This is a genomic window from Pseudoalteromonas sp. SR43-5 (assembly GCF_014163835.1).
GTDB lineage: Bacteria > Pseudomonadota > Gammaproteobacteria > Enterobacterales > Alteromonadaceae > Pseudoalteromonas > Pseudoalteromonas distincta.
This window is the reverse complement of the sequence record NZ_JACJEA010000013.1, coordinates 57,803-71,636: the sequence shown is the minus strand read 5'-3', so window position 1 is coordinate 71,636 and position 13,834 is coordinate 57,803. Positions and strand designations below refer to the sequence as shown.

At 39.2% G+C, this 13,834-nt stretch carries 13 protein-coding genes; 8 read left to right on the top strand and 5 right to left on the bottom strand.

What is annotated here, in order from left to right; translation table 11 throughout:
• Positions 1-40: 40 nt before the first annotated feature.
• The gene (gene ispB, locus H5090_RS09635; RefSeq protein WP_182695569.1) at positions 41-1,012 is read right to left on the bottom strand and encodes an octaprenyl diphosphate synthase; all 972 of its coding nucleotides are present in this window, start codon (positions 1,010-1,012) and stop codon (positions 41-43) included.
• Between the two features lie 422 nt (positions 1,013-1,434).
• On the opposite strand from ispB, the gene rplU reads away from it, so the two are divergent.
• The 7 genes from rplU (at position 1,435) to H5090_RS09600 (ending at position 6,274) form a co-directional block, all read left to right on the top strand.
• Positions 1,435-1,746, top strand: a complete 312-nt coding sequence (gene rplU, locus H5090_RS09630) for a 50S ribosomal protein L21 (protein ID WP_002957748.1) — start codon at positions 1,435-1,437, stop codon at positions 1,744-1,746.
• 16 nt (positions 1,747-1,762) lie between these two features.
• Entirely contained in the window at positions 1,763-2,020 is a 258-nt protein-coding gene (gene rpmA / locus H5090_RS09625; RefSeq protein WP_002957747.1) for a 50S ribosomal protein L27, read from the top strand.
• A 138-nt stretch (positions 2,021-2,158) separates the two neighbouring features.
• Positions 2,159-3,316: an Obg family GTPase CgtA gene (gene cgtA / locus H5090_RS09620; protein ID WP_002957746.1), complete on the top strand. Its 1,158-nt coding sequence runs from the start codon at positions 2,159-2,161 to the stop codon at positions 3,314-3,316.
• A 73-nt stretch (positions 3,317-3,389) separates the two neighbouring features.
• A complete protein-coding gene (gene folA, locus H5090_RS09615; protein ID WP_002957745.1) occupies positions 3,390-3,881 on the top strand; it encodes a type 3 dihydrofolate reductase in 492 nt (163 codons plus the stop codon).
• A 78-nt stretch (positions 3,882-3,959) separates the two neighbouring features.
• On the top strand, positions 3,960-4,337 hold the full coding sequence (locus H5090_RS09610) for a DUF3718 domain-containing protein (RefSeq protein WP_024594810.1): 378 nt from the start codon (positions 3,960-3,962) through the stop codon (positions 4,335-4,337).
• Positions 4,338-4,785: 448 nt separating this feature from the next.
• Positions 4,786-5,670: a UTP--glucose-1-phosphate uridylyltransferase GalU gene (galU, locus tag H5090_RS09605; protein WP_165744542.1), complete on the top strand. Its 885-nt coding sequence runs from the start codon at positions 4,786-4,788 to the stop codon at positions 5,668-5,670.
• A 130-nt stretch (positions 5,671-5,800) separates the two neighbouring features.
• On the top strand, positions 5,801-6,274 hold the full coding sequence (locus tag H5090_RS09600) for a peroxiredoxin (protein WP_024594812.1): 474 nt from the start codon (positions 5,801-5,803) through the stop codon (positions 6,272-6,274).
• A 105-nt stretch (positions 6,275-6,379) separates the two neighbouring features.
• On the opposite strand, the gene H5090_RS09595 is transcribed toward H5090_RS09600, so the two are convergent.
• On the bottom strand, positions 6,380-8,506 hold the full coding sequence (locus H5090_RS09595) for a S8 family peptidase (protein WP_182695568.1): 2,127 nt from the start codon (positions 8,504-8,506) through the stop codon (positions 6,380-6,382).
• 328 nt (positions 8,507-8,834) lie between these two features.
• Here H5090_RS09595 and H5090_RS09590 point away from each other — a divergent pair, with 328 nt between their 5' ends.
• On the top strand, positions 8,835-10,019 hold the full coding sequence (locus H5090_RS09590; protein ID WP_182695567.1) for an NAD(P)/FAD-dependent oxidoreductase: 1,185 nt from the start codon (positions 8,835-8,837) through the stop codon (positions 10,017-10,019).
• 196 nt (positions 10,020-10,215) lie between these two features.
• Here the strand turns inward: H5090_RS09590 and H5090_RS09585 are convergent, their stop codons facing one another.
• The 3 genes from H5090_RS09585 to H5090_RS09575 all read right to left on the bottom strand — a co-directional run bounded on the left by H5090_RS09585 (position 10,216) and on the right by H5090_RS09575 (position 13,822).
• Complete coding sequence (locus H5090_RS09585; protein WP_182695566.1) at positions 10,216-11,295, bottom strand: DUF4238 domain-containing protein; 1,080 nt, start codon at positions 11,293-11,295, stop codon at positions 10,216-10,218.
• 353 nt (positions 11,296-11,648) lie between these two features.
• On the bottom strand, positions 11,649-12,848 hold the full coding sequence (locus tag H5090_RS09580; protein ID WP_182695565.1) for an AGE family epimerase/isomerase: 1,200 nt from the start codon (positions 12,846-12,848) through the stop codon (positions 11,649-11,651).
• Entirely contained in the window at positions 12,845-13,822 is a 978-nt protein-coding gene (locus tag H5090_RS09575; protein WP_182695564.1) for a carbohydrate kinase, read from the bottom strand. Before H5090_RS09575 ends, H5090_RS09580 begins: the two co-directional genes overlap by 4 nt.
• Positions 13,823-13,834 lie beyond the last annotated feature (12 nt).

The following is a 13,834-nucleotide window of genomic DNA, read 5'->3' as shown; positions in this document are numbered from 1 at the left end:
ATTGCTCAGAACTAATGTCACACTGTGTAACTAGTTAAAACTAGTGGTCGCGGTCAACCGCAATACGGGCAAGGCTTATAAGTGCTTGCTTATAGTCAGACTCAGCTAAAAAGTCTAAACAGGCAATGGCTTTTTCGGCCTCAAGCTCTGCTTTTTGCATTGTAAACTCAAGCGCATTAGTTTGTTTTAGTGCAGTTAAAATTTCTTCTAAATGCTCCATACCATTACTGTGCTCTATTGCATCACGAATGAGCTGCGTTTGTTGCTCGCTACCATGTTGCATAGCATAAATAAGCGGAAGGGTTGGTTTGCCTTCAGCTAAATCATCGCCAATGTTTTTACCTAGCTGCTCAGCGTCTGCATTATAATCGAGTACGTCATCTACTAGTTGAAACGCAGTACCTAAATGCATACCGTATAGGTTTAGTGCATCAAGTGTCGCTTGGTCTTGCTCTGTGATAATGGCAGCAAGGCCTGTAGCTGCTTCAAATAATTTAGCCGTTTTAGAGTAAATAACCTGCATATAGCTGGCTTCAGTCGTATCTGGGTCATTGCAGTTCATTAACTGTAATACTTCACCTTCAGCAATAATGTTTGTTGCATCGGCAAGTACTTGCATAACCTGCATTTTTCCAAGGCCAACCATAAGCTGAAATGAGCGAGTGTAAATAAAGTCACCAACCAATACGCTAGCAGCATTACCAAACTCAGCATTTGCTGTAGGCGTGCCACGTCGTAAGTTTGATTCATCTACAACATCATCATGCAATAGCGTTGCTGTATGGATAAACTCAACAATTGTTGCAAGTGTTATGTGATCTTTACCCTGATAACCGAGCGCTTTGGCTGCTAAAATAGCCAGCATTGGACGAACGCGTTTGCCGCCACTGCTAACTATATATAAACCAAGCTGATTAACTAACGCCACATCTGAGCGCATTTGCGCATGTATAAGTTGATTGACGTCATTCATATCGCTTTCGATTAACGCCTGGATAGCTTTTATATCCATTGATCTCCGAGCCAATTTTTATGTGTGAACGGCGCAGATTGTACAACAAAAAATGCACTAGCTCGATATTTTGTGACGATTGATTGAAAAAACACTATTAAAGTACTTAATTTAGACTGAATTAGCCAAGATAGCTGATTAATTGATAACCAATACACAGTTGGTAGCGCGCTTAGATATTAAGCTGTGAAGGTCATATTTGAGAGCATTAATTTATTTCGGCTAAGAGTTAAAAAGCGCTTGGCAAAAGGGCTAATTAATATAAAATGGGGTAAATATTGAATTGCTCTCAAAGCAGCTACTTTTTATTCATTTTAATTACAAAATAGGCTTGCTAGTTATTTCGCGTTAGCGTAAACTTCGCGCCCTATCGAAGAATATTTTAGTTGCGCCGATTTGAGGGTGCACAGACGGAGTTAATTATGTACGCGGTTTTCCAAAGTGGTGGTAAACAGCATCGTGTGACTGAAGGTCAAACGATTCGTCTTGAAAAATTAGACGTTGAAACTGGTGCGGCAGTAGAATTTGATTCAGTACTTTTAGTTGCTGATGGTGAGAAAATCGAGATCGGTGTACCGTTCGTAAACGGTGGCAAGATAACAGCTGAGGTTGTTTCACATGGTCGCGGTGAGAAGATTAAGGTTGTTAAATTTAGACGCCGTAAGCATTCTCGTAAGCAAATGGGCCATCGTCAATGGTTCACTGAAGTTAAAATCACTAGCATTAGCGCTTAATTAGAGGTACTTAGAAATGGCACATAAAAAAGCAGCTGGTAGTACTCGTAACGGTCGCGATTCAGAAAGCAAACGCCTAGGTGTTAAGCGTTTTGGTGGCGAATCAGTTCTAGCGGGTAGCATCATTGTTCGTCAGCGTGGAACTCGTTTCCACCCTGGTACTAACGTAGGTATCGGTAAAGACCACACTATCTTCGCAAAAGCAGATGGTAAAGTTCAGTTTGAACAAAAAGGTCCTTTAAACCGTAAATACGTAACTATCGTAACTGAGTAATCAGTAAGGTAGTTAAAAACCCCGCCTTTGCGGGGTTTTTTGTTTTGTAGTCAGCCAATATATACCCAAGCCTGCATTTGAGCTGGCTTGGGTATATAATAGAGTTATTAAACAAGCCAATCCCTAAAGTGAGTAATCATGAAGTTTGTAGATGAAGTAGAAATTCGCGCAGAAGCTGGAGACGGTGGCAGCGGCATCGTGTCTTTCCGTCGTGAAAAATATGTTCCAGATGGTGGACCAGACGGCGGTGACGGTGGAGACGGTGGTAGTGTTTATCTACAAGCTGATGAAAACTTAAATACCTTAATTGATTATCAGTTTGAGCGCTTCCATAGAGCTGAACGTGGTACTAACGGTCGTAGCCGTAACTGTACAGGCCGAAAAGCTGATGACTTGTTTGTTATGGTGCCTGTAGGCACGCGCATCATGGATGTTGATACCCAAGAGGGACTTGGCGATTTAACGCAACATGGTCAACGAATTTTGGTTGCAAAAGGTGGTTTCCACGGCTTGGGGAATGCGCGTTTTAAATCAAGTACTAACCGAGCACCTCGTCAAAAAACATTAGGCACACCAGGTGAAGTACGTAACTTAAAATTAGAGTTACTATTATTAGCTGATGTTGGTTTACTTGGATTACCAAATGCCGGTAAATCTACGTTTATCCGCAGTGTATCTGCAGCAAGACCAAAAGTAGCTGATTACCCATTCACGACGCTTATTCCTAATTTAGGTGTAGTACGTCCTGAAGCAAATAAATCATTTGTTATAGCCGATATTCCGGGTCTAATTGAAGGTGCATCTGATGGCGCAGGCCTAGGTATTCGCTTTTTGAAACATTTAGAGCGTTGTCGTGTGTTATTACACATTATTGATGTAATGCCGGTAGATGGTTCAAACCCTGTTGATAATGCGTTTTCGATTATTAACGAACTGCACCAATACAGCCCTAAATTAGCTGAGAAGCCACGCTGGTTAGTATTTAATAAAATAGATTTATTACCAGAGGATGAAGCAAAAGCGTTATGCGAATCGATTGCAGAAGAGCTGGGCGAAACTGAAAATATCTATCACATTTCAGCAATTAATAAACTTAACACTCAACCATTAATCCACAACATAATGACACTACTTGATAGCATGCCTAAAGAGAAGTTTGTACAAGTGGAAGATGAAGAAGTTGAATTTAAGTGGGATACCTATCATGAAAAAGCCACTAAAGGTAAGGGCAATGATGATGATTGGGATGACTGGGATGAAGATGATTACGACGTAGAAGTTGTCTACGAGCGTTAATTAAATAGAATTTACTAAAAAGGAGCTTATGCTCCTTTTTCTTTGTTTAAGAATAAAGTACTAGGTGTTTATTATGATAATTTCAATGATTGCAGCAATGGCAAATAACCGTGTAATTGGTCTAGATAATAAAATGCCATGGCATTTACCTGCAGATCTTCAGCATTTTAAAAAGGTCACTACGGGTAAGCCTGTGATCATGGGTCGTAAAACTTTTGAGTCTATAGGCCGTCCATTACCTGGGCGCCGTAATATTATTATTACTCGAAACAGCGAATATACTGCACAGGGTATTGAAGTAGTAACTACGCCAGATGCCGCATTAGAACTCGTTACTACTGCTGAAGAAGTAATGATTATTGGTGGTGGTAATATCTATGAGCAATTTTTACCAAAAGCAGAACGCCTGTATCTAACTTTTATTGATTTAGATGTTAAAGGCGATACACAGTTTCCAGATTACAATAAAGTTGCTAATTGGTACGTGAAAGAAGAGCAAGAAAACCATCCGGATGACAAGAATTTATCTAGTTATAAATTCGTAACTTTATATAAAGAACGTTAACATTATTGCGTAAATTTTGATAGATTGATATAATATTTGATAGTCTATATAAGAACAAAGTATTATAAAGGGTTTGTCATGTTTAAATTACCAAAGCTAGTTGCACTTACTGCCGTTGTAGCTGTTAGTTCGTTTTCGTATACAGCACCTGTAAATGCTGAAGATCAATTAGCAGTATCTATTTGTGAATATATTGCGGCAGACGATAAAAACCGATTACGCAGCAAGCTTAAAAGCTCTCGTGTAAAAATTCGTAATATTTATGATGCAGTACAATGTAATGGTAATAACTTATTACGTCATGCTGTTGCTAGTAATGCAGTAGATACTGGTGAGTATATAGTTAAAAACTTATCAAAAAGTGCGTTAACAGATGGTGCTGATATTGCTTGGGCTGAAGGGAATTTTGCCAGCTCACCGCTTATTGCAGTAATTAAAGAGCGTGCAGGTCTTTAATTATAAAAAGGTTTTGTAACGCGACCTTTAGTTAGAAATTTATTGGTCTGGGTTTGTTATTTATAGCAAACCCAGGCTTTTTTCGTTTAGCTAATGTAATCTCACCCCACAACAAAATCATTAATAAACTTCATAACTTACCTGCTCATTTTAAATAACCAAAAATGTAGAGTCTCTGTTTAATAAACAGCTTCAAATTTACTTCTTCAAAAGAGGTAACTTTATTCAGCTGGTATCTATTTTGTATCTGCTAGTTTGTACCAATACGCAATAATACTTAATTATTTTGCGGGGCTAAACGTGTCGCACCTGTGTTAAAAAATTCTCATTTAGAACAACTAAGTAGCGAATTTTTTGCCTAGCTATCAACACGTTTTTCCATCCTAAAAATAGATCACTTAATTAAGCGAATTGATATTATTTACAAACTTAATCACTAAGGACAGATATGAAAGCTGTAATTCCAGTAGCTGGCTTAGGGACGAGAATGCTCCCTATGACAAAAGCTATCCCAAAAGAAATGCTCCCAATAGTCGATAAGCCTCTAATTCAATATATTGTCAGCGAATGTGTGTCCGCTGGTATTAAAGATATTGTGTTAGTTACGCATAGCTCTAAAAATGCAATCGAAAACCACTTTGATACAAGTTATGAACTAGAAGCGACTCTTGAGAAGCGTGTTAAACGAGCTTTATTAGATGAAATTCGCTCTATTTGTCCAAATGATGTAACTATTATGAGTGTACGCCAAGGTGAAGCTAAAGGGCTAGGGCATGCTATTTTATGCGCTAAACCAATAGTTGGTGATAACAACTTTGTTGTGCTCCTGCCTGATGTGATACTTGATGCCTATACTGCGGATCAAGAAACTGAAAACTTAGCGGCCATGATTAAACGCTTTAAAGAAACTCAAGCAAGCCAAATAATGCTTGAGCCAGTAGCTAAAGAAGACGTTAGTAAATATGGTATTGCGGATATTAATGGGGTTGATCTAATGCCAGGCAAAAGTGCTGCAATAAAAGCAATGGTTGAAAAACCTGATGCAGATTTAGCGCCTTCTAACCTAGCTGTTGTAGGGCGATATGTACTGAGTAAGAACATTTGGCCTCTACTTGCAAAAACGTCTGTAGGTGCTGGCGGTGAAATACAACTTACAGATTCTATTGACGCATTAATGGCACAAGAAACCGTTGAAGCATTTCATATGAGTGGTCGCTCTCACGATTGTGGAGATAAGTTAGGTTACTTAAAAGCAATTGTTGAGTACAGTCTGCGAGATGAAAAGCTAGGTAATGATTTTTCAAGTTTTATAAATGATTTGAATTTACCTTAATACAGCGCGTATTCTTCGTTCTATGGTAGGCTGTTTTGAGCTACTAAGTTAGCCGTACTTTTTATACATAGTAGTAGGCTACGTAGTACGATTGTTACTTATTCTGTATTAATCTTTTCAAGGAATTACCATGATTGAGCAAGGCCAAGAATTACCAGCAGTGACGTTAACGCAATTAACTGACGACGGTATGCAATCTCTTACAAATAAAGAATTGTTTGAAGGTAAAAAAGTCGTGTTATTTGCAGTTCCTGGTGCGTTTACACCAACGTGTTCAAATGCCCATTTACCTGAATTTATTACCCTTGCTGATAAAATTAAAGCAAAAGGTGTTGATGCTATTTACTGTGTATCAGTTAATGATGCATTTGTTATGAAAGCATGGGGTGACTCACAAAACGCGCAAGAAATTACAATGCTTGGGGATGGCGATGGAAGTTTCACTAAATCGTTAGGGCTTGATAAAGATACTGCTAGTTTTGGTGGTATACGTTCAACGCGTTACGCTATGATTATTGAAAATGCGCTAGTAACAGGTTTATTTGTAGAACAAGACAAAGAGTTTGTTGTAAGCCGCGCAGAATCAGTACTAGAGAAGCTATAACAGTAATAAAGTGTAGATTTTAGTTTTAACTAATCTGCTAGTTATTATTGAAAAACCGATGTTGGCAGCAACATCGGTTTTTTTATTAAAGGCTCAAACTTTAAATTACGGTTGGTATTGCCCGCTAAGCGTTAAACCAGAGAAAGTGCTATAAGCGTTAACGCTTAAGTGCCAAGTACCTGCTTGTGGATTAGTAAATGTACATGTTTCTGCATTGCCATTTTTATAAGGGCGGCAATCGTATGAGCTTGCTGTTGGTTGGCTACCGTATTTTACAAATAAATCAGCATCGCCACTGCCACCCGATGTTGTTACTGTAAACGTAGTCATTCCAGCTGGTACATCTAACGTGTAATGTTTCCACTGCCCAGTATTGGCTGACACATCGCTTATAGTGCCGCCACCTGCTTGTGGAGTACCTGAACCGCCACCCGATGATGAACCACCAGTAATATTACCTACTAAGCTAACAGCTGAATACGCAGAGTAGCCGTTAAGCATTACGTGGTAAGTTCCCGCAGTAGGGTTATCAATAGAACACTCTTCGCTATTACCGCCTTTATATGGACGACAATCATAGGTAGTAGTTGTAGGTTTACTGCCTGCACGTACGTATAAATCAGCATCGCCAGTACCACCACTCATAGTGAATGTTACGTTAGTTGCACCGCTTGGTACTGTCATCGTGTAAAATGCTTGTGCATTTGCAGCCCCACTTAAACCTGTTTTAGCTTCACCATTAATAAGCTCGCTATCGCCACCGGTAGGTGGAGTAGTGCCGCCACTTGCTGCTGCAACAGCTGCGGCAGCATCAACAATACCCGTACCACAGCTAGTACATGTTGCAGGGAACGAACGGGTAGTTGATTTTAAAATACTTTCTATTTCGTCAGGCGTTGCATCTGGCTTTGCTTGCTTAATAAGTGCCGCAACACCTGCTACGTGGGGCGCAGCCATTGATGTACCTTGTGAAAAGCCATAGCTGTCGCTTGAAGGTGTAGACGAACCTGAATTGTAAGTTGATAGAACGCCTTCAGAGTCGTTTGCAAAGCTTTGTGCGCCACCTGGTGCTGCAACATCAATATTGCTACCGTAGTTTGAGTAATAAGCTCTGCCGCCATTACGGCCCACTGAGGCTACGTTTACTACACCGTTACAGTTACCTGGGTTGTAGTTTGCTGAGTTATCGTTATCGTTACCTGCAGCAATAACTACCACAGTGCCGTTACTACGTGCTGTGTTAATTGCATTTTGAGTTGTAGAGCTACATGAACCGCTCCCACCTAAACTCATATTAATTACATCAGCAGGGTTTGAGTTAGCAGGAATACCTGAAACACTTCCACCAGATGCCCAAATAATACCGTCTGCAATATCAGAGGTTAAACCACCACACTTACCTAGTACACGAACAGGCACTACTTTTGCGTTATAAGCTACGCCTGCAACACCTTCACCGTTATTGGTTACCGCAGCAACTGTGCCTGCTACGTGCGTGCCATGCCAGCTAGAGTTTTGTGCACCGTTAGTACCACATTCATTCGCAGCAACTGCATCACCAGGATCACGTGCATCGCTATCGCGACCACCACCGTCATTAGCTACCGAAAGGTTAGAGATCATATCGTAACCCGGTAAAATATTAGCGTTTAAATCAGCATGAGGGCGGTAGCCCGTATCTAGTACAGCTACAACTACACCGCTACCCGTTGCGGTATCCCATGCGGTCGGTAAGTTTAAACCACCGGCTTGCTCGTAGTAGTGCCATTGGTCATCAAAACGTGGATCGTTAGGAGTTGAAAACGGCTTTAGCATTTGATCCACTTCAATGTATTCAACATTGCCAGAATCAACCATTTCTTGCATAAACTCTTGGGCCTCAGCCGCACTTAATTTTTTATCAGCACGCATTACGTGATGATTATTAAGTGCCATTGCACGAACGTATTTTGCTTTTACTTTGCCTTTTTTAGAAGCGAAGTTTTTAACAAAGCTTTGTGCGCGCTTTTTCATGCTAGCTGGGCTTGCGTCTGCAGTTGAGAGGCTCGCCATTTCGTTATTATTTTTATATTTAATAATGAACTGAGTTTCGAAACCGCCTTGGCTTTGTAGTTTAGCCGATGTTTCAGCCATTGAACTTGAAACTGATTGAGCCATGCCAGATGTTGCAGTAAAAAGCGTACTAACTGTAATTGCAATTGCGCATCTTTTAAAAGTTTTACTTGTTGTCATAATTATCCCTAGATTTTTATTTATTATTTCGTGATGTAGGATCACGATGCGGGAACAAAAGTAAACTATCTGTTAACTAGGTTAAAATATCAATTTATTATGTACCTCTTTCATTTAGTTATAACTCAGGTTTTTAGCGGTTTACTCGTTGTTTAGTATTTGTCATGTAAATTAAAAATAAGTATAAAGGGTTGGTTTATTGTGCGGGTAATTATTCCCGACTTATTACTGATGCGTTTTTGTTGTGTTATTGCTAATAATTTAAATGCTACGTTGTTAGCTATCAAACTTTGCTATAATCGGAAAAATTTTTTAGTAGGGTAAAATAATGAGTCAAGTAGATGTAATTGTAATAGGTGCGGGAGCTGCAGGATTAATGTGTGCAGCGCAAGCTGGATACCGTGGCCGAAGCGTTACAGTACTTGATATGGGGAAAAAACCAGGTCGTAAAATTTTAATAAGTGGTGGTGGGCGTTGTAATTTTACAAATGAAAACGCAACCCCTGATAACTACTTATGCGCAAATGCTCATTTTGTTAAATCATGTTTAAGTCGCTATACACAGCATGACTTTATTGAGCTGGTAGACAGACATGGCTTGGCGTATCACCATAAAACACTAGGTCAGCTTTTTTGCGATAACAATGCACAAGACATTGTTGATATTTTACTGACCGAATGTGAGTGGGCCGGGGTAAATATAAAACTACGCAGTGAAGTGATCAGCGTATCAAAAACCGAAACCGGCTATAGCGTTACCACAGAGCAAGAAACCTTAAGCTGTGAGTCGTTAGTTATAGCATCAGGTGGCTTAACTATGCCAAAACTAGGGGCTACACCAATAGGTTATAAAATTGCAGAGCAGTTTGGCTTAAGCGTGTTACCAACTATGGCTGCACTTGTACCATTTACTTTGCATCAGCATGATAAAGAGCGTTTTGAAGGGCTCTCGGGAATTAGCATTCCCTGTGAAGTTTCAAGCGAAGACGGCACCGTATTTAAAGAAAACATCCTCTTTACTCACCGAGGGTTATCGGGCCCAGCAATATTGCAAATAAGCTCATTTTGGCGAGCAGGGCAGGCTGTAATTATAAACCTATTACCTGAAATTGATTTAAGGCAGCAACTTGCTGATTGGCGAGAAACGCAAGCCCAAAAGTCTTTAAAAAATAGCCTTGCGACTATTTTACCTAAACGCTTTATAGAAATACTGCACGAAAGCAAAGCGATACCAGATTGTAATATTAATCAGCTTACCCATGCTCAAATAGATGAGCTGGTAAATTACATTCACGCTTGGCAAATTAAACCCAATGGCACAGAAGGTTATAGAACAGCAGAAGTAACATTGGGCGGTGTAGATACTGACGAGTTGAGCTCAAAAACCTTTGAAGCTAAAAAAGCTAAAGGCCTATACTTTATAGGCGAAGTAACTGACGTAACAGGGTGGCTTGGAGGCTACAACTTCCAATATGCGTGGAGCTGTGGATTTGCTTGTGGGCAGTATGCTTAGGTTGTGTAGAGACAATAAAGTTTGTAACCTTGGGGTGATCGCTCCACCCCTTAACCTTGGTAAAAAATATTATTTAAAATATGATTAAAGTTAACCACTTGAATTTAAAGTATTTTATTCCTTAAAAATAAAGTCATAATTTGAGTCATAAAAGCAATAAAATAGCGATTGAAAAACAAGCAAATAAGTCATGTTTTTATTCTTTTTTTGACCTCATTTCTTTAATGAATTGTTCATGTTTAGCTAATTCTTCAGGTATTCGATCATAACAGGTTATATCCTGACTTTTTTTCTTGTTTTTAACTTTGCAAAATGACAACCATCTATCAAAAATATAAGATTTATGCCAGAGGGTGATTTTACTTTTAGCTTCCCTTCCCATAATTGTGGGAGCTATGGCTTTTACTGTATTACTATAAATGCTATTCGCTGGAAGCTTATCGCTCATTTTTTTAACATAGTTTGAGTCATCTGTAGACCTAAAAACAATAAATGAGCCTCGACTCCTAAATTGAAGTTCATTTAGCAGATGTATATCTGGTAAGTTTTCAATTATGGTACAGGAACTATTTTTAGCTCCCATTTTATAGATCTTACTATCATATAAACATAAGGTAATAGTGCTTGATATTGGTAAGAAAACTTGCAATCCACATTTAGACAAACCACTGATATCTATTGAGTGTAAGTTACGAAGATACCAGTTGTAATGAACCACAGGATGATCTGATATCACAAACTCAGTGGCTGTTTCATTAATTAGTATGTGCCACTCTAAATCTAAGAGAAGAGGCACTTTGAGCGCAGCTTCCAGTGTTTGCAGTTGAAGAAAAGATTTTGGGTTATCAAAAGAAACTTTTATACCGTCTAGAGCTTCTTTATCAAAACCATTTAATTGACCTAATTGATTTATTAATTCATTAAAATAATTGTCAATATTATCTAGCGAGGAAGAATATGCATTTGGTGTACGGCTTAATTGAACTAAAATAAACCGAAGAAGGTCTACTCGCCCTTCAAAATCCAATTGTCCATCAACTTCCCTTGTAATTATTTTTAAAGCCTGAGCGCCTGGCCCTTCAATATAATCACGCAAAAAATTTTCGATCGTGTTGTCTTTATCATAGAAGTTATTCTCGAATAGTTCAGCTCCAACATTAGATGGCCGTAACTTATTCCTAGTTGAATCGAATATATTAATAGCACCATCGTTATAGCTAAAGTTTTTAAGTAAACACCTGGGTACGAAGTGCTGCTTCCTTGTTATCTTTTTCATTTATATTTTCCCTACAATGTAGCGGCAATTATTAATAACCTCTAGCTATTTAATGCTAACGATCTTAGGTTTTGATTCTCGTAATAATCTAATTCTATCTTCTATATCTAGAAAATTCATCATCACAGTTAACAGCATTGTTTGCTCTGCATATGCTTCATCTAGCCTTTGATTGGCAACATCTAACTCATGTCGGTATTTATCTTTTAGCCTGAGTTTGTTTCTCTGATGAGATTGCATCCAAAACCTCAAGATACAAGTGGTACAGTGATTTTGGCCACCCATTAAGAAAAAAACCGCCAAGCTGGCGGTTAAAAGGTCTACACAACACTGTAAAAGTTATAACTACATAGTTACTTTAATAGTTCGAGCACATCAAAACAGGCACCCATTGTATGGTAATCAGTTTTACCTATTGGGCTTTTCATCGTGTCTATTTTTTTATTGTCAGCGGTTAAAATTCTAAACCAGGCTCCGTATTTATGATCAACTAAATGCTGCCACGAATACTGCCAAATTTTGTCATACCATTGCTGATATTTTTCATCCCCTGTTGCTTGATAAAGATACGCTGCACAACACAGAGTTTCGGCTTGAACCCAAAAGTATTTATCGTCATCGCAAATAGTTTTATCAGGGGCAAAGCCGTAGCAAATACCGCCGTGCTTTTTATCCCATGCTACATTTATTGAGTTATCAAATAAGGCTTGAGCGCGTTCAATAAGCCATTTTTGTGGCTTATGCTTATTTAAAAACATAAGCAGTTTTGACCACTCTGTTTGATGGCCAGGTTGAAAGCCCCACGGACGAAATAAATTTTTAGGATCGTCTTTGTTGTACTCTAAATCGACCTGCCAATTTATATCGTAATGCTCCCAAATAAGCCCACCCATTAAACTAGCTTGGCGGTTAACCATGTTGTCGGCAAGTGTGAGCGCACGGTTTAAAAATATTTCGTCTCTTGTGGCTTCATAAGCGGCAATAAGTGCTTCACAAGTATGCATATTGGCATTTTGGCCGCGGTATGAATCACATTTTGTGAAGTCGCTGTTATGCTGATCTTTATATAAACCGGCTTTTGCATCCCAAAAATGTGTTTCCATTGTTTGAAATGTATCGTTGAGGTATTCGCGCGCCTCTGTAACACCTGCGCGATATGCCCAGCTGTACGCTAAAATAACAAATGCAAAGCCATAGCAATGATTGGTGTTATCAAGCACGGTAGCTTGAGCGTTTTCAACTTTTAATAACCAGTTGTAGCCGCCTGTTTGCTCAACAAAATGGTGCTTACGAATAAACTCAATTCCCGATTTAACACGGTTTAGGTACTTTTTGTCATTAAAGGTTTGGTACGCACGCGCATAGTTAAATACAAAACGAGTAGAGCTTACTAAGTGGCGCGTGTGTTTATCAAATACCTCACCGTTATCAGAAAAGTTTTGGTAAAAACCACCGTGTTCATCGTCAATATTTGGCTCATAAAACGCTAACGTGTCGCTAATGTGCTGTGTTAAAAATTCACGGCTTTTAAAGTTATCTGGTGTGCTTTTCATAGTTCGCTCCTAAAATCGTGTAGAGACTTTTGGTTAGGTAGGGAGTTAAATGCCCCTTTGTAAGATGCGGCATGGGCACCACATAACGAAGCAAATTCAAAAATAGTTCTTAGTGTTTCGGGCGTGTTGCAAAGCTCGCTAAAAGAGCTGGGTGTCAGGTTTTGTAAGCCTAGTTGATACAGCAGTCCACCTACAAACGCATCTCCTGCAGCGGTGGCATCAACCATAGTAACCTTTTTAGGGTGAAGCGTTTGCTTGGCATTTTTTGTATACCAATGCATAGGGTTGCCTGCATCGGTAACTACAAATAGCTCACAACTGTTATTAAGTGTTTGGGCAATAAACTCATCGCTCGATTGCTCACCCGCTAAGTATTCAAGCTCTTCTTTTGAGGCTTTAATAATTGAGCAGTCTTTTAATAACGGTAAAATATGCTCGCGAGGGTTGGCATCGCTTGGCCATAAATTGAGGCGCAAGTTAATATCAAAGCTCACAATTGAATTATTTTGTTTTGCAAATTTAACACCGTAAGCGGTGGTGTTTCTGATGTTTTTGTCGGTTAATGTGTTTGAGCAAATATGAAAAATATCGCATTGCTCAAACCATTCGCGACTAAAGTCATCGTTACTAAAGTGCAAATCGGCGGTGTTATCACGGTAAAACTCAAACGTACGATCGCCATCGTTATCGAGTGATACAAACGCGAGAGCTGTTTTTGCTTGGTTGGTAAAACGCATAAAGTCGGTTTTTACACCTTGCTCTTTTAATGCATTATGTAAAAAGTCGCCAAAGCTATCAGTGCTTAGCATTCCTGCAAAGTAGGCATTACCGCCTAGCTTTGCAATAGCAACGCTTACGTTTGCAGGCGCACCGCCTGCAAACTTTGTAAACGCTTCGTGTTCGTTGCTGTTTTGGCTCAATTTATTTGAAAGTAAATCAACCAGTACTTCACCAAAGCATATTGTGTGTTTCATGATCTTGCCTTA